The sequence below is a fragment of the Maribacter aquivivus genome (genome assembly GCF_900142175.1).
In the GTDB taxonomy this organism is placed as follows: domain Bacteria; phylum Bacteroidota; class Bacteroidia; order Flavobacteriales; family Flavobacteriaceae; genus Maribacter; species Maribacter aquivivus.
The window spans coordinates 568,585-594,163 of record NZ_FQZX01000001.1 but is presented as its reverse complement, the minus strand read 5'-3'; the positions used below and the strand labels follow the sequence as shown (position 1 = coordinate 594,163).

Below are 25,579 nucleotides of genomic sequence, written 5' to 3'. Positions count from 1 at the left end.
AAATGAAAAAAATGTATTTTGCATTAGCGGCATTTTTAATGACCGTAACTGCTTTTTCACAAGGACCAATTACTGGTACTGTATTAGATGGCGACTCAAATAGTCCGTTGCCAGGTGCTACAGTAATAGTAAAAGGAACAACAAATGGAACATCAACTGATTTTGATGGTAATTTTACAATTAACACAAGTTCTGCATCTGGAACTTTAGTAATTTCTTACATCGGTTTTAATTCAAAGCAAGTTGCTTTTACTGCTTCAGGAAATATTGGTTCTATTGTTTTGGAGCCTAATGCTGAAGAATTAGAAGGTGTTGTTGTAACTGGAATTTTAGATATAGCAAAGGATAGAGAAACTCCTGTAGCTGTTTCAACTATTAAAGCTTCTGAGATACAAGAAAAATTAGGTTCTCAAGAATTACCTGAGATACTTAAATCTACTCCTTCTATATATGCTACCAAAACGGGTGGTGGTTTTGGTGACGGTAGAGTTAATGTAAGAGGTTTTGATTCTAGAAACACTGCTGTAATGGTTAACGGTATTCCAGTTAACGATATGGAAAATGGAGCTGTATATTGGAGTAACTGGGCTGGTTTAGGTGATGTTACTACTGCTATGCAAGTTCAAAGAGGTTTAGGTTCTTCTAAATTAGCTATATCATCTGTAGGTGGTACTATTAATGTTATTACAAAGTCTACCGAACAAGAAGAAGGTGGTACAGTAACTTTAGGTGGTGGTAATGATGGCTACTTAAAAACTACTGTTGCATACAATACTGGAAAATCTGATAAAGGTTTTGCTGCATCTATTTTATTAGGTAGAACAGCAGGTGATGGTTATATTCAAGGAACGGAATTTGAAGGTTACAACTATTTTATTGGTTTGGGTTACGAGCCTAATGAAAAGCATAATTTTCAGTTTGTATTAACAGGTGCTCCTCAGGTTCACAATCAAAGAACATCAAGTTTCTTTAATGTGGCAACTTTAGCTGATCACTTAGAGTATGGTGCAAAATATAACTATAATGGTGGTACTTTGAACGGTGAAGAATTTGGTTGGAGAAGAAATTTTTATCATAAGCCTATTACATCTTTAACTTGGGAATGGAAAGCATCTGAAAAATCAACATTATCAACTTCTGCTTACGCATCTTTTGGTCGTGGTGGTGGTACTGGTGATATTGGTTCAGGACCAAGCTTTGGTTTTGCTAGTTCTAGTAGATATAGAATTCCTGAAACAGGGCAGGTTGATTACGATTTAATTTCTCGTTTTAACGGTGGTGAGGCGGTTACTTTTTACGATGGTAACGATTACCAATTATCTGCAAATGGTGATGGTGAATATATTACAACAAGTTTTGGTGATGGTTTAGCTAGAAGAGCTTCTATCAACTCACACAACTGGTTTGGTGTTATCGCTAACTTGAATACTCAAATCAATGAAAAGTGGAATTATGATGTTGGAGTGGATTTAAGAAGTTATAAAGGTATACACTACAGAAGATTAGATAATCTTTTAGGAGCAGATGGTTATTTTGATGATGATAATATCAACAATCCAAACCATATTGTTCGTCAAGATGGTGCTGTAGATTCAGATTTTTCATCAATTGTTAATGTATTTAAGAGCATTGATGATGAAGAAAAAATTGATTATTACAACGATGGTCTAGTAAGATGGACAGGTGCTTTTGGTCAGGTAGAATATACTGATGGTATAGTATCTGGTTTTCTTCAGGGTGGTATTTCTAATCAAGGATTTAAGAGAATTGATTATTTTAACTATTTAGATTCTGATCCTTTACAAGAAACAGATTGGGAGAACATCTTAGGTGGAAACATTAAAGGTGGTGCTAACTTTAACTTGAATGAAGCTAATAACGTATTCTTTAATGCTGGTTATTATTCAAAACAACCTCAGTTTGATGCAGTTTATATCAACTTTCAAAATGAATTAAATCCAGATTTGACCAACGAGAAAGTACTTGGTTTAGAAATGGGTTACGGTCTTAATCTTGGTGATTTCAGAGCTAAAGTTAATATATACAGAACTACTTGGAAAGATAGATTCGTTAGCATTGGTGTTGAAACTCCTACAGGAGATGAAGGTAACGCGAACATTAACGGTGTAGAACAAATTCACCAAGGTATCGAGATAGAAGCTGACTACCGTGCATCAGATGTTGTACAGTTTAGAGGAATGCTTTCTTTAGGTGATTGGGAATATTCAGGTAATGCATTCGGTCAAGCTTTAGATGATGATAGAAATGTTATTGATCCAGATGTAACTTTATTCTTAGATGGTGTTAAAGTTGGAGATGCTGCTCAGTTCACAACTAACTTAGAAATGATCATTAGACCAATAGAAGATCTTAAAATTAGTGCAAATCTTTACAATGCGTCAAGATTATATGCATTCTTAAATGCTGAAGATTTTGATTCTGCTGATAACCAAGGTTCACTACGTTTGCCAAGTTATACTCTTTTTGACTTAGGTGCTTATTACACTTTTGGTTTTGGAGGAAGCAACAAACTAAGTATTGCAGCTAACGTTAACAATCTTTTTGATACAGAGTATATTGCTGAATCTTTAACAAACACGTTTGCAGAAGGTAATGGAGCTACTTATGAAGGAATTTCTACTGATAATAAAGTATTCTTTGGATTTGGAAGAACTTTTAACGTAAGCGCTCGTTACAGTTTCTAATAATTCAATTACTATAAATATTAAACCCTGACTGTAAAGTCAGGGTTTTTTTATGCTCAAAATTCATTACATTTAAAACTTAAAATTAGAACTATGTACGAAACTATTCACATGCTACATTCATACTTGGCTTATATAGCATTGGCTGTATTGATTTTAGCAGTTATTAATGCTATTTCAGGTCTTTTAGGTAAACGAATTTTTAATATGGGTAAAGATCTTAGATTAAGCCTATTTGCACTTATTTTATGCCATATTCAATTATTGGTAGGGCTAATATTATATTTTGTTTCTCCAAGTGGCTTAAGCGCAATACAAGAGTTTGGCATGGGTGGTTTAACTTCTACGGCTCGTTTATTGGCAGTTGAGCATCCTTTCATTAATATATTGGCAATTGCATCAATAACCATTGGTTGGTCAAGACATAAGAAATTTGTTGACGGAGCTAAAAAATTTAAAAGTATTGCTATTTTCTATTCAATAGGCTTACTTCTTATTCTAAGTAGAATTCCTTGGGGACAATGGTTTAACTAAGATTAGAGTATTTAAAAAGATGATAAAGAACCTAATACAATATTATTAGGTTCTTTTTTTATGGATTAACTTTTTTAATCAGGTGCAGATATACAGGAAAATGATCGCTATAGCCACCAATATAACTTCCGCCTGCATAAGTCCGTAACGGGTAACCTTTATATTTTCCTTTGGGATCCATTAAGTATTCAGGGGTAAATATGCCTACTTTCCAATAACTATAACCTTCTCTCTTGTTGTCTATTAGCGAAGATGTCATATATAATTGATCAAACAAATTCCACTTATCGCGATAGGCTAAAGAGCCTCTTCCTTTTTTATATAGTTTTTCCATAGGTCCGTAAAGGCTTAAGGAATCTAGATTCTTAGAATTTTTTTTAACCTGTAATATTTTTTTAAAACTCGGGTCTATAGGATCATCGTTAAAATCTCCCATGCTTATAATTTTGGCATTGATGTTTTGTCTTTGAACGGAATCTATAATGCGCTTATTCAACTTGGCAGCTTCTAATCTAAAAGGTCTACTTCTTGCTTCGCCACCACTTCTAGAAGGCCAATGGTTTACGATGAAGTAAACCTTTTCATTATCTAACAATCCTTCTACAATAAGTTGATCTCTGGTGTAATCTCGTTTTCCTTCAAGGTTAAACAATAGTAATCTATGGCTATTGAAATTAACAGGTACGAAGGCACTTTTTTTATATAGAAGTGCGACGTCTATACCACGTTCATCAGGAGATTCGAAATGAACAATACCGTAATTAAATTTTGCCAAATTCTTATGATGTACCAAATCTTCAAGTACACCTAGGTTTTCTACTTCACAAACCCCTACAATATCTGGTGCCGTTTTATTATAGGTAGAGCCAATTTCAGAAATTACCTTCGACATATTTTCTATTTTGTTCAGATAACGTTCTTCTGTCCACTTGTCTTTTCCTTCTGGGGTTCTATCATCATCAAAAATTAAAGTATCATTTTTAGTATCAAATACATTCTCTAGATTATAGAAAGCAACGGTTCTAATTTGGTAAGTATCAGATTTTTGGGCACATGTGAGTAGTGGGGAAAAGAAGCAGATAAGAAGTAGTAATCTCATTATTGAGGGTATTTTGTCTTAATTATAAGCGAGTATACGGAAATTTCACGTTAATTATTTCTTAAATAGTATCTTAATAGCTCATTAGTAAGGTCTTAAGATATAGAATGATTAAGCATACCCTGTTTTTATTACTATTTGTTAAAATATGTTTCTTACATGCTCAAAGTGCAACGACAATTTCTGGGGTAATAAAAGAAAGGGTTAAAAGTGAGGTAATTGCCAATGCAGAAGTAGTCTTAGAGGGAGATTTTACACCAATAACTACTAATGAATTAGGAGAATTTAAATTAATTACTTCCAATAAAGGAGACTTTATACTTCAAATTTCTACTCCCGATTTTGATAGTAAAAGAATACCTGTATTTCTTGATGACAATAATATTGATTTAGGCATAATTTTTTTGGAAAGAGATATGACAGTAGAAAAATCTATAAACCTCATTAATATTACCGATGACGAGTTATTAGATGATGAGATCAATTCTAACGCTCTTGCTTTATTACAATCAACGAAAGATATTTTTCTAAACAGGGCGGCTTTTGATTTTGGTCAGGCATTTTTTAGGGTAAGAGGATATGATTCTCAATATGGAGAAGTACACCTAAACGGCTTGCCAATGAATAAAATGTATGATGGCAGACCACAGTGGAATAACTGGGGTGGATTAAATGACGTTATAAGAAACCAACAATATGCGAATGGTTTAGAAGCGTCAGATTTTACATTTGGCGGAATTTTAGGAAATACGAATATAGATTTACGACCATCTGGGTTAAGACCAGGTACTCGACTATCTTCATCTCTCTCAAACAGAACCTATAGCGGCAGACTGATGGCAACCTATAATTCTGGAGTTAAAAATGAGAAATTCGCCTATATTATTTCGGCTTCTAGACGCTGGGCAAAACAAGGGTATATGGATGGCACGTTGTATGATTCTTATTCTGTTTATGGATCATTGGAGTATCTTTTAAATGAAAAAAACACAATATCTGCCACAGCAATTGTAGCCTCAAATAGAAGAGGGCGATCTTCTGCAATTACAGAAGAGGTGCAAGAAATACAAGGAAATAGGTATAACCCTTATGCCGGAATACAAAACGGAAAAATAAGGAATTCTAGAGAGCGACATATTCGCGAACCATTGTTCTTAATCAACTATCATCATGAATCTAAAAGTTTACAAATAAATGCGGGTTTGGGCTATCAAACCGGTGTGTATAAGAGAAGTCGTTTAGGGTATTATAATGCTCCAAATCCAGATCCTACATACTACCGTTATTTACCTAGTTTTTATTTGAACTCCCCCATAGGGGCCAACTTCGAAAGTGCTATACAAGCAGAAGAAGGCTTTGTAGAAAACCCTCAATTAGATTGGGAAAATATATACAAAGCAAATACCAGTATAAACCAAATTGGCGAAGCGGCTTATGTGCTGTACGATGATACCACAAAAGATAATCAGATTACTGCGAGGGCTACTGCAAATATAAATATTGATAGTCATTTGAAACTCGATTTAGGTCTATCCCACAGGAAACTAAATTCTAAAAACTACGCTCAAATAAATGATTTGTTAGGGGCGGAGTATCATCGTGATATCGATACGTTTTCAGAAACCTTAAATGATATTTCATCTGAAGTAAACAAAGGTAATGGTGCTGTTTTTAATTACAATTATAATTTAAAAGGAAACAATAGCGATATCTATACTCAGTTAAATGCGCATTATAATAAAGTAAAGGCGTTTGTTGCCGGTAAGTATGCTTTAGTTAATTATCAAAGAGAAGGTTTGTTTAAGAATGAACGTTTTATAGATAATTCGTTTGGGGAGAGTGAACAGGTCAAATTTTCAAATTGGTCATTAAAATCAGGCGCATCTTACACAATAACAGGTAGACATTGGGTTTCTGTCAATACCGCAATTATAAATAGAGCACCGGTGTTACAAAATGTATTTATAAACCCGAGGGAGAATAATACGGTAGTTCCTAATTTGCAAAGTGAAACTATGACCAGTGTTGATGCTACTTACTTTCTTAGAATGCCAAAATTAACGGGTAGATTTACAGGTTTTTATACCCGTTTTCAAAATACCACAGATGTAAATTTCTTTTTTGTTGATTCTGGTGTGGGTTCAGATTTTGTGCAAGAAGTACTCACTGATTTAGACAAATTACATTTAGGTGTTGAACTTGGTTTAGAGTACCAAGTATCTAGTGCTGTAAAACTTTCGTTAGTAGCCTCAGTGGCAAAGCATGAATATGCAAGCAATCCTTTTGTGACAATTAACTTTGATACGGCAGGTGCAACCGAAGATTTAATTGATATATCTGGTTCTAAATTTTTGGGGCAATCAGCAGTTAAAGATTATAAGCTGGCGCAAGGTCCGCAGAAAGCAATTGCGGTAGGTATAGAATATAGAGATCCAAAATATTGGTGGGTAAGCGCTTCAGCAAACTATCTCGCAAATAACTATGCCAATATTTCTACGATAACGAGAACTGAGAGTTTTTTAATTGACCCAGAAACCCAGTTAAGATTTCCTGATGCGACAGATGAAAATGTTCAAAAATTACTAAAGCAGAAACCATTAGATAATTTCTATTTATTGAATATGGTTGGCGGTAAGTCGTGGCTTAAAAAAGGTAAATACATCAGTGTTTTTGCAAGTGTTAATAATCTTTTTGACACCACTTTTAGAACTGGTGGTTATGAGCAGAGTAGAAATGGTAATTATGGTCAGCTAAAGCAAGATAATTTTAGTGGTAATCCGTCTTTTGCGCCTAAGTATTGGTATGGTTTCGGTAGAACCTATTTTTTAAATTTCGCTTTCAGTTTTTAAATCTGATACAATAGAATGAAGATAAAAAATAAGATATTTTATTCAATAATTTTGATTGGGATTATACTATCCTCTTGTGTAAAAGACAAGGAATTTGATGCGCCAGATATACAATGTTCTGATACTGAATTTATATTAATTAGTATAGCAGAATTAAAGAATATGTATAATGGCGAGACTATTCAGATTCAAGAAGACTTGGTTATTAGTGGTTATGTGATTTCTTCGGACAAGGACGGTAATTTTTTTAATACAATATATTTTCAAGACGAGCCAGGTAATCCATTAGATGGAATGAAAATCGAATTAGAATTAAGGGATGCTCATTTGTTCTTTAATGTGGGCCAACAAATCATTATAAAGTTAAAAGGATTGTATTTGGGCGAGTCTAAAGGAGTTTATAAAGTTGGCGGTGTATTTACTTCTTTTGGTAACCGTAGCGTAGGTAGGTTACCTAAAAATGTGGTTTTCGACCATGTATTGGTCTCATGTAAAGAGAATGTGGGAATTGAGCCTACTTCAGTTGCTATTTTAGAAATAAATGAATCTATGTTGAATACATTGGTTGCGGTAACTGATGTAGAAATTAAGCAAGAAGAGTTAGGGGAAACGTTTGCGATTAAAGAAGAAGAAACTTTGAGAACACTAGTTGATTGTGGTGATAACGAATTAATAATAGTTAACAGTGGTTATGCTGATTTTCAATCTGAAATACTCCCAGATAAAATGGGAACAGCTACCGGAATATTAACTAAGGATAATAATGAATATCAATTAATTATAAGAAATGTTAATGACCTTTCATTTAACCAAGAACGATGTGAAGATTTGGTAGATGAATTTACATCTTCATCAATATTTATATCTGAGATTGCAGATCCAAACAATAATGCAGGAGCTCGTTTTGTGGAAATTTATAATGCATCTGAAGAAAGCCTATCATTAAATGGCTGGAAGTTGGACCGTTATACAAATGATAATAATGAAGTTAGTTCAAGTATAGATTTATCTGAATATATAATTGAAGGAAATGGACTCTTGGTAATTTCGCCCAATGCAGAAGAGTTTAAAAATGTGTATGGTTTTGAGCCTGATATATCAGTTAGCACAAATTCCCCAGCAGATTCTAATGGTGATGATAATATTGTATTGGTAGACCCTTTTAATACTATTATAGATGTTTTTGGTGTTATTGGAGAAGATGGCAGTAATACTAACCACGAATTTGAAGATGGTACCGCTCTACGTAAATTAAGTGTATTTTCTGGAAATCCGGTTTTTACCATGAGCGAATGGACTATTTACAATGATACAGGCGATGAGGGTACAATAAATCAGCCTCAAAATGCTCCCTTAGATTTTAGCCCAGGTGTGAGATAATTTTACGCTATTTCTTTAGAATCAATTATTTTTTTAACAGCACTTTCGGTTAAAGGTTTAACAATATAATCTTTAACTAATTTGTAGTCTTTAGCCTTTTCCATGAATTTAGGGCTAATAAAAGAACTGGTAATATAAATTTTAATATGCCCTATTTTATCTTCTGGAAGTGCTTCAAATTCTTCTAAAAATGACCACCCATCTCTATTTGGCATATTTAGGTCTAAAAAGATGACATCGGGTAGTTTTATATTTTCAACCAATAAACCAATTAAACCATCAAGAGCTTCTTGACCACCAGAATAATAAAGAATATTATCACTGAAGTTATTCTGCTTTAAAATACTCTTACCGCTAACAGAAAAAAATTCGTCGTCATCTATAATACAACAACTTGTAAATACGCTCATTTTAAAATAATTCAATAGTAAATCTTACCCAGATTCAGATTTTTATATGGAGTAATCAAATTCATTTGCTAAGTTATGTAATTAAGATAACCTTTTTTTGAAAAAAAAATCACACTAATCGTTGCAATTAACAATGGACTTAAGACTGAGAGAATTTTATAAATTATCCTTCCACCACAGCGCCTAGAATCTTCGCAAGATCATCAGGAGTTATCGGTTTTAAAATATAGTTGTCAACTTGATCGTAATCTTTAACTCGTTCTAAATCTCTAGGGTCTACAGATGAACTAATGATATAGATTGTTATAGATTTTGATCTTTCACTTTGGCAGTTTTTAAATTCATCTAAAAATTCCCAACCGTTTAAAATCGGCATATTCAAATCTAAAAATATTACATCTGGCAATGGTTCTTTAGCTAAGGATATTTTCGTTAGTCCGTCAAGTGCATCTTGTCCATTATTGTAGACAAGAATAGATTCTGCAAAATCTACTTCTTTAATAATTCTTTTTGTACCATAAACGAATATAGGGTCATCGTCTATTATGCAGCAAAGTTGAACTTTTTTCATATTCAGTTTTTTTTAGTTAGTTGTGTTTAAGTTCTATAAATATAGTGGTACCATTATCAACAATACTTTCTATAGAAATAGAACCACTCATTGCTTCAATTTGGTTTTTTGTAATAAAAAGACCTATACCTTTTGCATCTTTATGGTTATGAAATGTTTTATACATACCAAATATTTTATCACCGTGTTTTTCTAAGTCAATACCTTGACCATTATCTTTAAATGTTATTTGGATAAAATCACCCTTTACTTTAGATTTTATTTCAATAATAGGAGTTCGTTCAGATGACCTATATTTTAAAGCATTTGTAAGAATGTTAAGAAAAATACTTTCCAAATAAGCAGGAACGGCATTTACAAAATGAGACTTTGATACATCTATTTTTATAGTTGCTCTTTGATCTTCTAGTAAACCATTTATACTTTTTGTTATTTGGTTAATAGTATTAAGTATGCTAATGCTCTGTAATTTTTCTAGAGCTCCTGTTTTTACTAAAACTACATCATTTAAATGATCAATAGTTTCAGATAAACTTTCAGTAGCACTCGTAATCATTCTATTTAAATTTAGACGTTCATCTTCATCTTTCTCTTCATTTAAAAATTTAGTCAGCATTGTCATGTTAGTAGAATGCGACCTTAGATTGTGAGAGACAATATGTGCGAAATTAGTAAGGCTCTCATTTTGGCTCTTTGTAACCTCTACCAATGCTTCTAATTTATTCTGTGATTTAATACTATTGGTGATATCCAAAAATTGAACAATGGCATGACTTGGTTTCTCATTTAAATCTCTTACAGGTGTAACCCCAATAACAGCGTGTACTACATTTCCATCTTTATGAAAGTATCTTTTTTGCAATTTTAAATTCTTATTATTTTCACCGAATACTTTAGATTTAAAAACTTCACTACTACTTAAATCATCTGTATAAGTAATATCTGTAGTTTTCATTTTTAGTAATTCTTCTTCTGAATACCCTAAGCTTTTAGATAAGCTTTTATTTACTTTTAGCCATTTAAGTTCAGGGCTTACAAGTGCCATGCCAATAGAAGAGTGTTCAAAAGTTTTAGCAAATAACTTAGTGTTTTTGGCTAATTGTATTTCGGTGCTACGAAGTTCTGTAATATCCCAATTGGCACCTGTCATTTTAATGGATTGCCCATTTATATCTTTAATAGTTTTCGAAATACCTTTAATATATCTAGTAGATCCATTTTGAAGTTTTATTCTATATTCTTCGTCAAAATCTTTCAAACCCTTTATAGCGTCATTGGTAGCGGCTAGTATTCTTTCCTTATCGTTTGGATCTATGGTAGATGACCATGCTTCAAGAGCTTTAGAAAATTGATTTTTGTCAATATCAAAAATTCGGTACATTTCATTATCCCATTCTAACTCGTTTTCAACGAGATCATAATGCCATGTTCCAATTTGTGCAGTTTGGGTCGTAATTTTTAGTCTTTCTGAGATTTCTTCATGAGCTAATTCAATTTTCTTTTTCTGATCAATATCTTGAAATGTTCCAACAAGTCTAACTGCTTTGCCGTTTAATTTTTCAACTTCACCTTTAGCGCGAACCCAAACTTCATTTTTTTTGGCAGTGACAATAATTAGTTCTGTGTCAAAAGGTTTTCCTTCTGCAATTGCGTTACTAACTAGGTAAGAGATTTTGTCTCTGTAAACACCTTCCTTATAAAAATTTATACCTTCTTCTAAGCTGGGGATAAAATCAGCCTCTACTTCGTGAATGTCTTTTGTTGTTTTTGTCCAGTTAACAGTGTTGCTAATTAAATCAAGTTCCCAGCAGCCTATTCTGGCAACTTCTTCAGCTTTATGTAATAGCTCTAATTCTTTCTGTACGGCAGTAATATCATCTAAAAAAATAATGGCTCCGTCAAAACCATGTTCCTGAATAGTAGAAGGTATAATTTTCCATTTTAGCCATTGTAGCTTGCCATCTGGTAAGGTGAATTTTTGTCCAAGATTTATATGCTCTTTTCCTTTTACCCCTTCATTTACTGCAATTTTAAAAAGGCTAGGGGTTTCAATTATACTATCAAATAAATTTTTGTTGATGATATCGGTTTTATCTAAACTAAATTTTTCCTGCCACTGGTTAGAGTAACTAATAAAGTTTAACTTAGTATCCACGATAGCAATTGCATTGGGGGACTCTTTTAAAAGAAAGTCAACGGCTAATGTTTTCAAAAGTTCTAGAATTTTAATTTAAAGGTACATATTATCTTTAAGGTAGGAAAAAATTATGGAATAGTAAGAAAATACGTCTGTAAATAATTACTTACGTATTGTCTTGAATGAGAATAATTTATTACACACATTTATGAACGAGGTTTTTTTTAAAGAGATAAGAGAGGGTAGTTTTAATGAGGTTAAGGCAATGTTAGAGAAGAATCCTGTTCTCGTCAATAGTAAAGATGTTAGAGGTTCAACACCTTTAATTTTAGCTACATATTATGACGAAATGGAAATTGCAACGCTACTATTGGATAAAGGGGCAAAAATTGATGCTGTAGATGCATCTGGTAATACAGCTTTAATGGGTGTTTGCTTCAAAGGCTTTGCTGACCTTGCAAAATTATTGATAGATAAGAAGGCGCAACTTAATGAGCGTAATGCTATGGGTGCAACTTGCCTAATTTATGCTGCACAATTTAATCGCTTAGAAATCGCAAAATTACTAATTGCGAATGGTGCAGATAAAACAATTAAAGACAATAGGGGTAACAGTGCCTTAGATCATGCTAAAACCCAGGGTTTAAGCGCATTTATTGATTTGTTGGAGTAATAGAATGAAAGAAAAGCAAAACGGTCGTTTAAAAATAGCCCTAATACAATCTACTTTACATTGGGAGGATCCTCATGCCAATAGAGAAATGTTCGGCGCCAAAATCGATCAAATTAATGAACTTGTTGATTTAATAGTTTTGCCAGAAATGTTTACTACAGGCTTTACAATGTCACCTGATAATATTGAAAAAAAAGAAGGTTTGACAACCCTAGAGTGGATGAAAAAAATAGCTGCCAATAAAAATAGCGCCGTTGTTGGTAGTGTGGTATTTCATGATAATGACAATTACTACAATAGACTCTTCTTTGTAAGGCCAAATGGCAAATATAAAAAGTATGATAAGCGACATACATTTACATTAGCTGGTGAGCATGAAAAATATACAGCAGGTACAGAAAGACTAATAATAGATTATAAAGGTTTTGCTATCTGCCCTTTAGTATGTTATGATCTTCGTTTTCCGGTATGGAGCAGAAATACAGAAAATTTTGATGTTTTATTGTATGCTGCAAATTGGCCTACACCAAGAATTAATGCGTGGGATGCGCTATTGAAGGCAAGAGCTATAGAGAATATGGTTTATTGTGTTGGGGTAAATCGTGTAGGCGAAGACAAGGTAGGGCATCAGTACCCAGGGCATTCTAGCATATATGACCCACTTGGAGAATTAATTGCACTTTCTGAGAAAGAGGAAATGATTATTGTTGAATTAGTAAAAGATGAAATCGATTTAGTGCGAAATAAGCTTCGTTTTTTAAATGATCGCGATGATTTTAATCTATCAAATTAAACGTCTCTATTTTTTCCCAATTAGCACGTAATTCTATTAACGTAGGGTAGTAACTAATTTTTTCAGGTTGTCTATGTTCTAAGAAACTACCTGTATCCCATTTTCCATTACCGTTCATGTCAAATATGACTCTAGCTTGGTATTTACCAGGATTTAAATTATCAAAGACATATGCCTGTGGCTCAGTAGCATAAATTTCTCGTTGTAAGTCTCCTTTTTCGTTGGTAAGCTGAACAATTATTGGGTAAACGATTGAACCGCCATTTAGATTTAAAGTTAAATTGCCATAATCTGCAATGCTCTTTGTTCGAAAAGAATAAGCGACCGAATCATTAGATGTTTGAAAAAAGTCTGTTACCGCGCCAGGTATAAGTTCCATTCTATAGCTTTGGTCAGGATCAATCTTAAAATTGAAGTTCAATAAATTTTCTAGGGTATCGAGCTTTAATTTATAAGCAATTTCAACAGAATCTTTATCCATCAATTTAATCTTGGTGCTATCGAAACTAACTAATGGTGTATTGCTTAAGAGATTTATAGGATTATCCATTTCAATATTTCCATTTTGACTCATCGAAATCTTTAAGGAGTCAAACTCAACTTTTCTGTTTTTGACTTTAAACGTGTCTTTTACTTTTAAAGATTCATTTGTAATTACGAAAAGGAGAGAGTCCATTTCATAAGGTGTAAACCAGAAATTCAATGTGTCTTTTTCCCTTTCTTTACTAATCTTCGTTCTAACGGTATCTGGTATTTCGGTAATGGTTTCAATTGATATGTTGGTTCCATCTCCATAATAGCCAAAGCTAATTCTATTGCTAGCTTCCATACTAGGTACGGCTATACTATAATCGGGTATTTCTTTAAATAGATTCAGTAAATAAATAGAATCTGTAGGTAAGTTTATAGTATCACGTACAAAACCTATTTTATCGGTTTTTTGATCAAATAAATTATTGCCTGTGGCATCTTTAATACCAAACAAGGCATATTTGCCTTCTTTTAAATTATTAAGTTTAAATATAACTGCGCTGTCTAGCGTATTTGTAATATAGTTTGGTGGTCTCTTGTAAACGGTAGAGTCTGTATAACTAGTATCAATTTTATAAAGCATTACGCTAACAAAATCATCGGCTTTTTTATTGAACGCATCTTTAACTACGCCTGTTAATTCTAATGAATCAATATAATCGCCAGTAGAGAAAACATAGGTAAAAAAAGATTTTGGGTTTTCTTCGTTGTTGTCGACAATACCTTGACCAAAATTAAAAGTATAAGTTGTATTAGGTTCAAGAGTATCTTTAATAGTAATTTCTACGTATTTATTGGCATTACCAATAGGTGAAAGTACTGGGGCATTTTTTAAAGGGGGAGAAATTATAAGTTGCTTTTGAATGTCTTTTAGCTTTACTAATTCATCAAAATATAATCTAATTTTTTGCCCCGTAAAGTTAGTTGTTAAATTTGGTGGCTCTGCCCTTGTTAATTCTGGTGGTGTTATATCTTTTGGTCCACCGGTTGGTGTGCCTCTTTGAGCACATTGGTATGACATCATTACGATGATAAAAACAAATATAAAACCTAAAATTTTTCTGCTCATTAGTGTAATTATCGACCGCAAAGAAACAACATATTTTATAGAAATCTAATTCTAGGGAACAACTGCCATACTTGATATGTAAATTTCAACACCTTCAATATCTTTGAAGGTGTTAGCGCAAATTTCCATAGTAGCACCGGTAGTAATAACATCGTCAACCAACAATATGGTTTTGTTTATTAATTTTTCTCCATTTTTGATTTCGTATAACGATCGGTTGTCATACCATCTGTTTAGTCTATTTTTCTTGGTTTGTGTTTTAGTATTGGCAGTTTTTACCAAAATATCATCTGTATAGTTTGCATTGATATGAAGTGCAATTTGTTTCGCAAAAAGTGCCACTTGGTTATAACCCCTCTTTTTTAGTTTTTTTCTGTGTAAGGGAACGGGAATTACAAAGTCAATCTTTGGCAAATGACCTTGTTGCTTCAAAATTTGACCGTGCCAATCGCCTAAAAATATACCTATGCCTTCTTGGTTTTTATATTTTAAAAAGTGAATGAGGTTTTTTACTATTCCAATTTCGGTAAAGAATAAGAATGAATTTGCTTTTTTTATGTTAATTCGACCATAAAAAATACGGTCAACTGCATTTTCATCGTTAAAGGTGTACTCGGTAAGTGGTAATTGATGTCGGCAAGATGTACAGAGAAGAGCTTCTCCTCTATATAATCGTGCATTACATCCAAAACATGATATGGGTAACAGTATGTTCGTGACATCCTTTAGTATATTTGAAATTATGTTTTTCATCAAATTTTACAGATTAAACAACCTACAGCCCGCTTTTTAAATGGACAGTCAAGATAATAAATTCAATTATAAAATAATACTAGCAGCATTTGTTGCAGTTCTTTTAGCACTATTAATTGCGTTCTACTACAGTTATGCCCAATCAAACGATCAAATAGACTTTTTAGAACAAGAGAAAGAGATTCTTGTAAAAGACCTTACTCTTATGAAAGCAGATGTAGCTCGCTTATCTGCAAAAAGTGAAATGAACGAAATAGAATTAAAAGATTCTAGGTATAAGGTACAAGAACTTTTAGATTCTGTTGGTCGATTAAATTTTACGGTTCAAAAGTTAAGAGAATTTAAAACGGAATTACGCAGGTTAGAATCTAAGAACGATAGTTTACTTTTAAAGAATAACTTCTTACGTTATAACAATATGTTACTTACCGATAAGTATGACGAGTCTCGTAAGCAAATTGAAAATCTAAGGGCAAATAGTAATTCTTTGGCTGAAGCTGAGGCTTTACAAAGAAGAAAAATACTAGAACTTAATCAGAAATTAAAGACGAAGAGCTATTTGAAAATGGCTAATTCTGAAGGAAGCGGTTTTAGATTAATTCGTGGTACAAAACCAACCAAAACCAATAAAGCATCTATAATTGAAAAATTAAGAGGTTGTGTAACAGTTTTGGCAGATGAGAGTGAAGCTGATAGCGAGAAAGTAATTTATCTACAGTTTTTAGATCCCAACAAACAAATTGTTGAAGATAATGCCAATACCATTACCGTAAATGGAAATGTTTATAGCAAAAGAGTCGAATTTGTTTTTACAGGTTTAGACCAGTTTTTATGCGAATCGATTACCATTCCAGAAGGTTCTTTGATGGAAGGTAATTACACATTAAATGTGTTTGAAGACGAACGTTTAATTACTTCTTCTGAATTTGAATTGAAATAATTATTTTTTTTTTGGGCTATTGTTCTATTTTTGCCACATGGCAAAGCAAGAAGATGATTTTAAGCGTGTAATTTCTCACGCAAAGGAATACGGATATGTATTCCAATCTAGTGAAATTTATGATGGTTTAAGTGCTATTTATGATTACGGTCAAAATGGTGTGGAACTTAAAAAGAATATACGCGACTATTGGTGGAAGGCCATGGTTCAGCTTAATGATAATATCGTTGGGTTAGATGCTGCAATTTTTATGCATCCACTAACGTGGAAGGCTTCTGGGCATATAGATGCCTTCAATGATCCATTAATAGATAATAAAGATTCTAAAAAAAGATATAGAGCAGATGTTTTAGTGGAGGATTATGTCGCTAAAATTGATGCTAAAATTGAAAAAGAGGTCAATAAGGCTGCTAAGCGTTTCGGCGAAGCTTTTGATAAAGAACAGTTTTTGCAAACAAATCAGCGTGTAGTTGATTATCAAGAACAAGGAAAAACTATTTTAAGCAGGTTAGGTAAATCTTTGCAGAATGAAGATTTAGCCGATGTAAAAGCTTTAATTGAAGAATTAGATATCGCTTGCCCTATGTCAGGTTCTAAAAACTGGACAGAGGTAAAGCAGTTTAATCTAATGTTCGGTACAAAGTTAGGTGCCAATGCAGAAACTGCAATGGATCTATTTCTTAGACCAGAAACTGCCCAGGGCATTTTTGTAAACTTCTTAAATGTTCAGAAATCTGGTCGTATGAAGCTTCCTTTCGGTATAGCACAGACCGGTAAGGCTTTTAGAAATGAAATTGTTGCTAGACAGTTCATTTTTAGAATGCGCGAGTTTGAACAAATGGAAATGCAATTCTTTATTCAACCAGGTACACAGAAAGAATGGTATGAGGTTTGGAAAGAAAAAAGAATGAAGTGGCATTTGTCTCTTGGTTTAGGTCAAGAAAACTATCGTTTTCACGATCATGAGAAATTAGCACACTACGCAGATGCAGCATCAGATATAGAATTTCGTTTCCCATTTGGCTTCAAAGAATTAGAAGGGATACATTCTCGTACCGATTTTGATTTAAGCAGTCACGAGAAATTCTCTGGTAAGAAATTACAATATTTTGATCATGAGGTAAACAAAAACTATGTTCCTTATGTACTAGAAACTTCTATTGGTTTAGATAGAATGTTCTTGGCAGTATTCTCTAACTCACTTAAAGAGGAAGAATTGGAGAACAATACTACTAGAACAGTACTTAAGTTACCAGCTGTTTTAGCACCGGTAAAAGCGGCTATTTTGCCTTTACTTAAAAAGGATGGCTTGCCAGAAATAGCACACCAAATTATAGATGACCTTAAATGGGATTTTAATGTCGTTTATGATGAAAAAGATGCTGTAGGTAGACGTTACAGAAGACAAGATGCCAATGGTACTCCTTTCTGTATTACTGTTGATCATCAATCTTTAGAAGACCAAACGGTTACCATTAGACATAGAGATTCTATGGAACAAGAGCGTGTTGCTATATCGGCATTGAACGGTATCATACATGATGCAGTCGATATGAAGACTTGGTTGAAGAAAATGGAATAGGTTAAAGGGTGTAATTCAATTTTACACCGCCATAATAATTAATAGTGTTCCCAGGGTAGAAATACCTTGGGGCATTTCCTCCAAATCCGGTAGCGTTAATTAAAACCGACTGTGCGTACTTAGTATTGGTCAGGTTATTAATTCCAAAATCGAGACCTACCCGTAATTTTTCTGTAATTTGATTTTTGTAGCCCACTTTAATATTTAGTAAATTGAAGGAGTTACTATAAAGTGAATTCGCATCTGTTAGCGGAATTTCATCTATAAATTGATGGGTGATATTTGCAAACAATCCATTTCCAAAATTAGTTTGTATGCCAGAGTTTATTTTGTTTTTAGGTACACCTGTTAATGCATTTTCAGAATAATCTTCATTAGCTTCCTCGTCTATGAAATCAATAAATTTATGATTACTGTAGGTGTAGCTTATAAATGGCGATATCGTTATTTTATTCGTTAAGTTGATGCGATACTGCCAGTCTAAATCAATGCCTTGATGTTTTGTTTTACCTGCATTACGCCCAATATACTGGTTATCTCCAACACGTTTAGCTACTAGTAAATTTTTTATGGGCATTAAGTAAAAAGCAACATCTAGTTGTAGTCTTTCGTCTTTACTTTTGTGTTCAATACCAATCTCGTAGTTCGTACCCGTTTCTTGAACAATATCAGGATTTATGATTCCGTCTGGCGTTAGTGTTTCTTCTAATCCAGGGTTTGAAAATCCGCGGCTAACATTAGCATAAAGTTGATTGGTAGGTGAAATAGCGTAGTTTACATCTAAACTAGGTAAGAATAAGGTTTTAAAATCTCTATAGGCACTTGTGCTTGTTTCGCCAGTGTTGAAGAGATCTCTAAAATCATATTGAGTTTTGTTAATGTTTAATCCTAATTGTGCGGTCAACTTATTCGTAAATGAATACGATGCTGTAGCAAAACCATTAATTTGACTTCGGAATTCTTTGTTTTTAGATAACCTGTCTCCTTCAAGGCTTCCATTGCCGTCATTATCTTGATAAAGGTTTTCAAAAGTTCCCCAAGTATATTCATCTTTATAAAGTTCCCCTCCAAAAGTATATAACAGTGCATTTTCAGAAATATTTAAAGTACCAGAGAACAATGTTCTTAAGCCATAACCATTAGTGTATTCATCTAAAATATTAAATGGTGCAGGTTCATAATGATCTAAATAAGTATAAAATAAACTAGTAGTGTTTTTTAATTTTGAATTTGCGTAGTACGTGTGAGAAAGACCAATAAGACTATAGTTGTTGTCTTCGTATCCTTTAGCTGACCTCCACGTAAAGGCAGCTTGTGTAGGGTTTTCATCAAAATCTTCTTGGCTTATTGAGCTAGCTATTTGAGCAGAGTAATCAATGTGATTTACCAGAAGTCCGACTTCACTTTTTTCTGAAAGTTTGAAAATGGTGTTTAAAAGAAATCCGTCACGTTCAAATCTGTTGTTTTCGCGGTATCCATCAATCTCCATATGACCATATTGAAAGGTCATATAAAAATCCTTTTGTGAATGTGTAAATCCTAAACTGTTTTTAAATAATCCGTAAGAACCAATAGTAGTATTATTGGTGAATTTAGTAGGTTGGTCGCTAAGTTGTTTGGTGTTCAAGATAATTGCTCCGCCTAAATTGGTGCCAAATCCTGTTCCTTTTGGTCCTTTAATGATTTCAATAGAAGTTAAGTTTTCTAAGTCAAAAGCTTCAATAGTTGAAGAGCCTGTTCCGTTGGTAATTGGAATATTATTATAGTACAGCCTTAATTTGTCTGTGCCGTATAATGTTCTTGAACCAACCCCTCTAATAGTTATTCTGTTGGTGTTTAAAGCGCCAGATAGTGCATAAAGCCCAGAAACTTGATTGATGGAGCTAATGAAATCTACCGGGCTGTAATTTGCAAACGTGGTAGCGCCAATGGTTTGTGAAGGAATAATGCCAATAGCATTTTTAGCAGTTAGTGTATCTATAACAATAACCTCGTTTAATTTGGTAATACTATCTTTTTCGACAGTACTTTGTGCAAATAGACTTGAAGAGATTGAGATAATAGCTAATACGGAAAATATTCTTTTCATAGGAGGGTAAAACCCCAAAAATACCTATTAAAAGCGGTAACCTAAAGATAAACCGGCTTTGAACATGAAATCATTTTGAAAATCTTCTGGATTAATATTTCTGCCTAGACCACCATTAAGTTCTATGGTAAATTTTTGACTTCTTGTAGCCCATTTATACCCGCCACCAAGACCAAGTGCTACGGTTGAGTAATCGTAATTTCTGCCACCTAGATTTTCGGTGTCTTCATCATCATCACCCGTATAATAAAGTCCGAATACCTCGGCAAATAGACCGCTTTTAGGTCCGTAACCAAAATAAGCTCTCAAGTTGGGGCCTATTCCAAAATTACCGTTATAATCTGTAGATTTTCCGTCAAAATAAAGGGTGCCTCCAATACTAGTGTCTTCGTTGATATAATACTCATAACCGAATTCAATAGTGGTAGTCACTAAAAATTGACCAATATTCAACTTTACTTCATGACTGTTTTCGTTGTCATGGTAAGCTTGTGCAAAAGAAGAAGCTGATATAAATAATACAGCAATAGAAAAAATTATCTTGTTCATAAGATGCGTTTTAAAATGCAAATGTTTTTAAAAGATGTGAAATTAGGATTTTAATGGAAAGTATGCACCTTTAATCTTCAACTCTTTTTTATTTTTAAGGCAAAATGAATATAGATGAAGATCATATCTTATAATGTAAATGGAATTAGGGCAGCGTTAAGAAAGGGTTTTTTAGAATGGTTAGGTACCGTATCGCCAGATGTAGTTTGTCTTCAAGAAATTAAGGCTAACGAGGATCAGCTAGATCTTTCATTGTTTGAAGAGGCGGGTTATAAATACAATTATTGGTATAGTGCTCAAAAAAAGGGCTATAGCGGTGTTGCTATACTCTCTAAGACTAAGCCAGATACCGTCGTGTTTGGTACTGGTATTGATTATATGGATTTTGAAGGGAGAAATATTCGTGCCGATTTTGGTGATATTTCTATCATGAGTATGTATTTGCCTTCGGGTTCAAATATGGAGCGTTTAGATTTTAAGCTTACTTATATGGCAGATTTTCAAGAGTATACCGATACCCTTAAAAAGACGAATCCGAATTTGATAGTACTTGGAGATTATAATATTTGTCATGAAGCAATAGATATTCATAATCCTGTAGGATTAAAAAACGTATCCGGTTTTTTACCGGTGGAAAGGGAATGGATAGGAGAGTTCATGAAAAGCGGATTCATAGATAGTTTTAGGGAATTTAATTCTGAACCAGATAATTATACCTGGTGGAGTTATAGGGCTAATGCTAGAAATAACAATAAGGGTTGGCGTTTAGATTATGCAATGGTGGCTTCTACGCTGAAAGATAGATTGTCTAGGTCCGTAATTTTATCAGGGGCGAAGCACAGTGATCATTGTCCTATTTTGATAGAGGTAGAGAGTTAACGAAATGGATACAAGTACCCTTAATATATTTAGTAATTTTGCATTTAAAGATTACAAATTTTAAATTGAATGATCTATACCAATTTACCGCATACAGATATTGAAGTAAGTAAAATATGTTTGGGTACTATGACCTGGGGTAATCAAAATACCGAAGAAGAAGGTCATGAGCAAATTAATTTCGCCATAGATAAAGGCGTTAATTTTTTAGATACTGCTGAGTTGTATCCTGTTCCTGCACATAAAGATAGATACGCTGCTACCGAGAAAGTCATAGGCAATTGGTTTAAGAAAAACGGTAATAGAGAAGATATCGTTTTAGCTTCTAAAATTGCAGGAAAAGCCGATATGACGAAGTTTATTCGAACTACGGGGTTTACTAGAGAGTCTATTATTGATGCTGTAGAAGGAAGTTTGCAGCGTTTGCAAACAGATTATATCGATTTATATCAATTGCATTGGCCAGACAGAAGCACTAATTATTTTGGTCAAAGAGGCTACAAACATGATATAGCAGACCACTGGGAAGATAATATTCATCAGATTTTGGAAACCATGCGCGATTTAATACGCGAAGGTAAAATTAAACATGTGGGTATTTCTAATGAAACACCTTGGGGTACCATGCGTTTTTTAGAGGAAAGTAAAGTTCATGGAACGCTGCCAAGAACAATTACGGTTCAGAATCCATATAGTTTATTAAATAGACTGTTTGAAGTGGGTATGGCAGAAATAGCTATGAGAGAGCAAGTAGGACTATTGGCATATTCTCCGATGGGATTTGGTGCATTAAGTGGTAAGTATTTAGGTGATCGTATGCCAGAAGGCTCTCGTTTAAGTTTGTTTCCCCAGTATAATAGATATATTGGCGATACAGCTGTTGAGGCGACGAAAAGATATTATGATTTGGCACAAGCCAATGGTCTAACGTTAGCACAAATGGCACTGGCATTTGTAAATACAAGACCTTTTGTAACTAGTACAATTATTGGTGCTACTAGTATTAGGCAATTAGAAGAAAATATTGGCAGTATAGATGTTGATTTATCTGATGATATTATTGAAAAAATTGAAGCCATTCACAACTCAATACCAAATCCAGCACCATAATATGGAAAGCCTTATTTTATTAAAAGTCGGATTCGGGCAAATAGTCCTTATTCTAGTAGTGATAATAGTAATTATGGTTTTGGCTAGAATAATGAGAGACAAACGCTAACTGAATAAATTACCGGCAATTTCTTCAATTTTAGAAGCCATTAGGATTTTAATTTTGGTCGATTTAAGGCTTATTTTATTGCTTTTTGAAATGATTATGGTGTTGTAACCTAATTTTTCAGCTTCAAGAATACGTTGTTCTACCCGTTGTACCGGTCTAATTTCGCCAGCTAAACCTACTTCTGCTGCAAAACAGATACCCTTGTCAATAGGTATATCTTCATTGCTAGATAGAATTGCGGCAACAACAGCTAAATCAATTGCGGGGTCATCTACTGAAATACCACCAGTTATGTTTAAGAAAACGTCTTTTGCGCCTAGTTTAAAACCGGCACGTTTTTCTAAGACGGCCAATAGCATATTTAATCTTTTGGCATTATAGCCAGTTGTTGAGCGCTGCGGTGTTCCATAAACAGCAGTACTCACAAGTGCTTGAATTTCTATAAGTAAAGGTCGCATGCCTTCTACGGTCGAGGCGATTGCTGTACCACTTAATCCATCATCATTTTTAGAAATCAATACTTCAGATGGGTTGTTGACTTCACGTAATCCGCTGCCTTGCATTTCATAAATACCCAATTCTGCGGTTGATCCAAATCTATTTTTTAGCGATCTAAGAATACGGTATACATAATTACGGTCGCCCTCAAATTGTAGAACGGTATCTACCATATGTTCTAGGATTTTAGGACCGGCAATAGAACCATCTTTGGTAATGTGCCCAATAAGTATAACAGGCGTATTAGTTTCTTTAGCAAATTTTATAAGCTCTGCAGTACATTCTCGTATTTGCGAAATACTACCTGCGGCAGATTCTATGTAGTCAGAATGAAGTGTTTGTATAGAATCGATAACGACAATATCAGGTTGAGTAGCTTCAATTTGTTTAAAGATATTTTGAGTTTTCGTTTCTGTTAGAATAAAACAAGTTTGGCTGTTTGGGTGAATTCTGTCGGCACGCATTTTAATCTGTTTTTGGCTTTCTTCACCAGAAACATATAGCGTTTTATAAGGTAATTTCAACGCTATTTGAAGAAGTAAGGTGCTTTTTCCGACACCAGGCTCACCGCCAAGAAGTACTAATGCACCAGGTACTAAACCACCACCAAGAACTCTATTGAATTCAAGGTCAAAAGTATTTAGGCGCACTTCTTTTTCAATACTAATTTCATTAACCAAAAGAGGTTTAGAGACTCTTTTAGATGTTTGGGAGGGAGTTTTCCAACTAGCCTTCTCTTCTTTTTGTACCACTTCTTCAACAACGGTGTTCCATTGTTTACATGCAGAGCATTGCCCTACCCATTTAGCATATTGGGTACCACAATTTTGACAAAAAAATGCAGTTTTAGTTTTGGCCATCTTTAGCTTTTATTGAAAAAGCTAAAGGTAGCAAGAAGTTTGAAACGATTATATTTTAGAATGATATTATAGGCTAATTTTCACCTGACCGTTCTTTTTTAAAAGCACTGAAGGCGAGAAAAAATGATGCCCAGGCCATAAATAGGGCAATACCGTTATAGGCTAAAACGAACTCTCCTTTTAAGCCAAAATAAGTAAAGAGCACTCCGGAAAACACGAAGTACATTGCGTCAATTTTAATCATAATTAAGTAGGTTGGGCTAATTTGGGACTAGCCGTTTATTAATATTCTTTAAAAACCGAAATCGGCTTTTAGTGCATCCATTTTTTCAAGGGCCATTTCTTTAGTTAAAAAATCTATTTCTTCCATTTGAAAAGATTTTTCAAATGTTCTTAGTGCTTTTTTAGGCTCACCAAGTTGCTCGTAGTACTCAGCTTCAAAATAAAAACCTAACATTGTTTCTGGGTACTCTTTCTTACAAAGGTCAGATAAAGGTTTAAGCGACTCAAAATCTTCCTTTTTACGGGATGCTGCATATATTGCCATAATATCATTTAGTTCAACAGGCTTACTAAAACCGAACATATCAACAATACCTTGGTATTTGTTTTCTAAATAATCGTAAACTGGCTCTTCGCTTGTAAGAATTTGAGTTTTGTATTCTTTCGGACTTATAGGTTTAAACATTCCGAAGATATTATCAAAAGCTTTACCGATACCGTAGGTGGCAACAGAAATATGATCTGCATTTGTATATTCATCAAAGAAATAGTGCAAAGACTCTTTGTCTATGGATTTCAAGTCTTTATCCATTGCTAAAATTCGTTGCTTGTCATTACTAGCTTCTCCTTCAACAATTAGCTGGTAGAATATTTGGTCTTCAATAATACCTAATCTCATAGGTACTCTACTTTCCATTTCTGGAGCAAGAGTTGGTGAAATACTTACATAACCATCAAAAATAGAATTGTCTTTAAATAACCAGTAGTTCATGAAGTTAGCTGTAATGTCATAACCTACAATCATTTTAAAAGGCGCTGTACTATAATTAAGATCTAGATAAGGTATTAGTTCCATTCCTATAAATTCATAGAAACTTTTTCCTTTCTCAGAAGGCAAGCCGCTATCTGGGTCAAAGGCACAATCTTCATACCTTAAATCATTTTCGCTTTGGTTTATACCCACAACAATACTCTGGGGCATACCGTGAAAACGACTATAAAATTTAGAGTTGGCCACTACCTGTTCAAATAGATATTCGCCATCAAGTACAATGATAAGAGGGTACTTTTTGGTTTCATCCATATTCTCAGGAAAATAGTAATGAACATCTCTTCGTTCCTGAAGTTTAAAAGATTCGAAGATTTCTTGTGTCACTTGAGCATAGGAGGTTATCCCAAATAAAAGTGCGAATATTAAAGCTACATAACGCATAAAAGGTAATTATTAGTTGAAAGT

Annotated in this window: 21 protein-coding genes; 10 read left to right on the top strand and 11 right to left on the bottom strand. The window is 33.7% G+C overall.

Annotated elements, in window-relative coordinates:
* Positions 1 to 2 precede the first annotated feature (2 nt).
* Both BUC31_RS02540 and BUC31_RS02535 read left to right on the top strand, forming a co-directional pair.
* On the top strand, positions 3 to 2,705 hold the full coding sequence (locus BUC31_RS02540) for a TonB-dependent receptor (RefSeq protein WP_073240961.1): 2,703 nt from the start codon (positions 3 to 5) through the stop codon (positions 2,703 to 2,705).
* A gap of 93 nt (positions 2,706 to 2,798) precedes the next feature.
* A complete protein-coding gene (locus tag BUC31_RS02535; protein ID WP_073240959.1) occupies positions 2,799 to 3,239 on the top strand; it encodes a hypothetical protein in 441 nt (146 codons plus the stop codon).
* Between the two features lie 58 nt (positions 3,240 to 3,297).
* Here the strand turns inward: BUC31_RS02535 and BUC31_RS02530 are convergent, their stop codons facing one another.
* Positions 3,298 to 4,338 (bottom strand): endonuclease/exonuclease/phosphatase family protein, encoded by a 1,041-nt coding sequence (locus tag BUC31_RS02530; RefSeq protein WP_073240957.1) that lies wholly within the window; start codon positions 4,336 to 4,338, stop codon positions 3,298 to 3,300.
* 107 nt (positions 4,339 to 4,445) lie between these two features.
* Between BUC31_RS02530 and BUC31_RS02525 the strand changes: the two genes are divergently transcribed.
* Positions 4,446 to 7,187: a TonB-dependent receptor gene (locus BUC31_RS02525; RefSeq protein ID WP_073240955.1), complete on the top strand. Its 2,742-nt coding sequence runs from the start codon at positions 4,446 to 4,448 to the stop codon at positions 7,185 to 7,187.
* A gap of 51 nt (positions 7,188 to 7,238) precedes the next feature.
* Positions 7,239 to 8,567: a DUF5689 domain-containing protein gene (locus tag BUC31_RS02520; RefSeq protein ID WP_244533994.1), complete on the top strand. Its 1,329-nt coding sequence runs from the start codon at positions 7,239 to 7,241 to the stop codon at positions 8,565 to 8,567.
* A 2-nt stretch (positions 8,568 to 8,569) separates the two neighbouring features.
* On the opposite strand, the gene BUC31_RS02515 is transcribed toward BUC31_RS02520, so the two are convergent.
* The 3 genes from BUC31_RS02515 to BUC31_RS19855 form a co-directional block, all read right to left on the bottom strand.
* Complete coding sequence (locus BUC31_RS02515; protein ID WP_073240951.1) at positions 8,570 to 8,977, bottom strand: response regulator; 408 nt, start codon at positions 8,975 to 8,977, stop codon at positions 8,570 to 8,572.
* A 163-nt stretch (positions 8,978 to 9,140) separates the two neighbouring features.
* The gene (locus BUC31_RS02510) at positions 9,141 to 9,548 is read right to left on the bottom strand and encodes a response regulator (RefSeq protein WP_073240950.1); all 408 of its coding nucleotides are present in this window, start codon (positions 9,546 to 9,548) and stop codon (positions 9,141 to 9,143) included.
* 16 nt (positions 9,549 to 9,564) lie between these two features.
* Positions 9,565 to 11,760 carry a PAS domain-containing sensor histidine kinase gene (locus BUC31_RS19855; protein ID WP_084134926.1) on the bottom strand — a complete coding sequence of 732 codons (2,196 nt, stop codon included), beginning with the start codon at positions 11,758 to 11,760 and terminating at the stop codon, positions 9,565 to 9,567.
* 133 nt (positions 11,761 to 11,893) lie between these two features.
* Between BUC31_RS19855 and BUC31_RS02490 the strand changes: the two genes are divergently transcribed.
* Positions 11,894 to 12,358: an ankyrin repeat domain-containing protein gene (locus tag BUC31_RS02490; protein ID WP_073240948.1), complete on the top strand. Its 465-nt coding sequence runs from the start codon at positions 11,894 to 11,896 to the stop codon at positions 12,356 to 12,358.
* A 4-nt stretch (positions 12,359 to 12,362) separates the two neighbouring features.
* On the top strand, positions 12,363 to 13,151 hold the full coding sequence (locus tag BUC31_RS02485) for an amidohydrolase (protein WP_073240946.1): 789 nt from the start codon (positions 12,363 to 12,365) through the stop codon (positions 13,149 to 13,151).
* Here BUC31_RS02485 and BUC31_RS02480 read toward each other — a convergent pair.
* Together BUC31_RS02480 and BUC31_RS02475 are read right to left on the bottom strand one after the other, a co-directional pair.
* A complete protein-coding gene (locus tag BUC31_RS02480; RefSeq protein WP_073240944.1) occupies positions 13,135 to 14,751 on the bottom strand; it encodes an Ig-like domain-containing domain in 1,617 nt (538 codons plus the stop codon). The two genes, BUC31_RS02485 and BUC31_RS02480, sit on opposite strands and share 17 nt — an antisense overlap.
* Before the next feature lie 51 nt (positions 14,752 to 14,802).
* Positions 14,803 to 15,504, bottom strand: a complete 702-nt coding sequence (locus tag BUC31_RS02475; RefSeq protein WP_073240942.1) for a ComF family protein — start codon at positions 15,502 to 15,504, stop codon at positions 14,803 to 14,805.
* Between the two features lie 40 nt (positions 15,505 to 15,544).
* Between BUC31_RS02475 and BUC31_RS02470 the strand changes: the two genes are divergently transcribed.
* Complete coding sequence (locus BUC31_RS02470) at positions 15,545 to 16,444, top strand: hypothetical protein (RefSeq protein ID WP_073240940.1); 900 nt, start codon at positions 15,545 to 15,547, stop codon at positions 16,442 to 16,444.
* Between the two features lie 37 nt (positions 16,445 to 16,481).
* Positions 16,482 to 18,026, top strand: a complete 1,545-nt coding sequence (locus BUC31_RS02465; protein ID WP_073240938.1) for a glycine--tRNA ligase — start codon at positions 16,482 to 16,484, stop codon at positions 18,024 to 18,026.
* 1 nt (position 18,027) lies between these two features.
* On the opposite strand, the gene BUC31_RS02460 is transcribed toward BUC31_RS02465, so the two are convergent.
* Both BUC31_RS02460 and BUC31_RS02455 read right to left on the bottom strand, forming a co-directional pair.
* Entirely contained in the window at positions 18,028 to 20,115 is a 2,088-nt protein-coding gene (locus tag BUC31_RS02460) for a TonB-dependent receptor family protein (protein WP_073240936.1), read from the bottom strand.
* Between the two features lie 27 nt (positions 20,116 to 20,142).
* Positions 20,143 to 20,664 carry a DUF3575 domain-containing protein gene (locus BUC31_RS02455; protein ID WP_073240934.1) on the bottom strand — a complete coding sequence of 174 codons (522 nt, stop codon included), beginning with the start codon at positions 20,662 to 20,664 and terminating at the stop codon, positions 20,143 to 20,145.
* A gap of 114 nt (positions 20,665 to 20,778) precedes the next feature.
* On the opposite strand from BUC31_RS02455, the gene BUC31_RS02450 reads away from it, so the two are divergent.
* Entirely contained in the window at positions 20,779 to 21,543 is a 765-nt protein-coding gene (locus BUC31_RS02450) for an exodeoxyribonuclease III (protein WP_073240932.1), read from the top strand.
* Positions 21,544 to 21,612: 69 nt separating this feature from the next.
* Positions 21,613 to 22,653 carry an aldo/keto reductase gene (locus BUC31_RS02445; protein ID WP_073240930.1) on the top strand — a complete coding sequence of 347 codons (1,041 nt, stop codon included), beginning with the start codon at positions 21,613 to 21,615 and terminating at the stop codon, positions 22,651 to 22,653.
* Positions 22,654 to 22,758: 105 nt separating this feature from the next.
* On the opposite strand, the gene radA is transcribed toward BUC31_RS02445, so the two are convergent.
* From radA to BUC31_RS02435, 3 genes are all read right to left on the bottom strand, one after another.
* Positions 22,759 to 24,120, bottom strand: a complete 1,362-nt coding sequence (radA, locus tag BUC31_RS02440) for a DNA repair protein RadA (RefSeq protein ID WP_073240928.1) — start codon at positions 24,118 to 24,120, stop codon at positions 22,759 to 22,761.
* A gap of 73 nt (positions 24,121 to 24,193) precedes the next feature.
* Positions 24,194 to 24,364 carry a hypothetical protein gene (locus BUC31_RS20235; RefSeq protein WP_170861918.1) on the bottom strand — a complete coding sequence of 57 codons (171 nt, stop codon included), beginning with the start codon at positions 24,362 to 24,364 and terminating at the stop codon, positions 24,194 to 24,196.
* Between the two features lie 48 nt (positions 24,365 to 24,412).
* A complete protein-coding gene (locus BUC31_RS02435) occupies positions 24,413 to 25,555 on the bottom strand; it encodes an alpha/beta hydrolase (RefSeq protein WP_073240926.1) in 1,143 nt (380 codons plus the stop codon).
* Positions 25,556 to 25,579 lie beyond the last annotated feature (24 nt).

What these genes read in the sequence shown, in the direction of transcription:
- BUC31_RS02450 (WP_073240932.1), top strand. Translation starts at nt 20,779, where the DNA reads ATGAAGATCATATCTTATAATGTAAATGGAATTAGGGCAGCGTTAAGA.
- BUC31_RS02540 (WP_073240961.1), top strand. Translation starts at nt 3, where the DNA reads ATGAAAAAAATGTATTTTGCATTAGCGGCATTTTTAATGACCGTAACT.
- BUC31_RS02490 (WP_073240948.1), top strand. Translation starts at nt 11,894, where the DNA reads ATGAACGAGGTTTTTTTTAAAGAGATAAGAGAGGGTAGTTTTAATGAG.
- BUC31_RS02435 (WP_073240926.1), bottom strand. Translation starts at nt 25,555, where the DNA reads ATGCGTTATGTAGCTTTAATATTCGCACTTTTATTTGGGATAACCTCC.
- BUC31_RS02460 (WP_073240936.1), bottom strand. Translation starts at nt 20,115, where the DNA reads ATGAAAAGAATATTTTCCGTATTAGCTATTATCTCAATCTCTTCAAGT.
- BUC31_RS02535 (WP_073240959.1), top strand. Translation starts at nt 2,799, where the DNA reads ATGTACGAAACTATTCACATGCTACATTCATACTTGGCTTATATAGCA.
- BUC31_RS02480 (WP_073240944.1), bottom strand. Translation starts at nt 14,751, where the DNA reads ATGAGCAGAAAAATTTTAGGTTTTATATTTGTTTTTATCATCGTAATG.
- radA (WP_073240928.1), bottom strand. Translation starts at nt 24,120, where the DNA reads ATGGCCAAAACTAAAACTGCATTTTTTTGTCAAAATTGTGGTACCCAA.
- BUC31_RS02485 (WP_073240946.1), top strand. Translation starts at nt 12,363, where the DNA reads ATGAAAGAAAAGCAAAACGGTCGTTTAAAAATAGCCCTAATACAATCT.
- BUC31_RS02465 (WP_073240938.1), top strand. Translation starts at nt 16,482, where the DNA reads ATGGCAAAGCAAGAAGATGATTTTAAGCGTGTAATTTCTCACGCAAAG.
- BUC31_RS02470 (WP_073240940.1), top strand. Translation starts at nt 15,545, where the DNA reads ATGGACAGTCAAGATAATAAATTCAATTATAAAATAATACTAGCAGCA.
- BUC31_RS20235 (WP_170861918.1), bottom strand. Translation starts at nt 24,364, where the DNA reads ATGATTAAAATTGACGCAATGTACTTCGTGTTTTCCGGAGTGCTCTTT.
- BUC31_RS02530 (WP_073240957.1), bottom strand. Translation starts at nt 4,338, where the DNA reads ATGAGATTACTACTTCTTATCTGCTTCTTTTCCCCACTACTCACATGT.
- BUC31_RS02475 (WP_073240942.1), bottom strand. Translation starts at nt 15,504, where the DNA reads ATGAAAAACATAATTTCAAATATACTAAAGGATGTCACGAACATACTG.
- BUC31_RS02445 (WP_073240930.1), top strand. Translation starts at nt 21,613, where the DNA reads ATGATCTATACCAATTTACCGCATACAGATATTGAAGTAAGTAAAATA.
- BUC31_RS02455 (WP_073240934.1), bottom strand. Translation starts at nt 20,664, where the DNA reads ATGAACAAGATAATTTTTTCTATTGCTGTATTATTTATATCAGCTTCT.
- BUC31_RS02515 (WP_073240951.1), bottom strand. Translation starts at nt 8,977, where the DNA reads ATGAGCGTATTTACAAGTTGTTGTATTATAGATGACGACGAATTTTTT.
- BUC31_RS02525 (WP_073240955.1), top strand. Translation starts at nt 4,446, where the DNA reads ATGATTAAGCATACCCTGTTTTTATTACTATTTGTTAAAATATGTTTC.
- BUC31_RS02510 (WP_073240950.1), bottom strand. Translation starts at nt 9,548, where the DNA reads ATGAAAAAAGTTCAACTTTGCTGCATAATAGACGATGACCCTATATTC.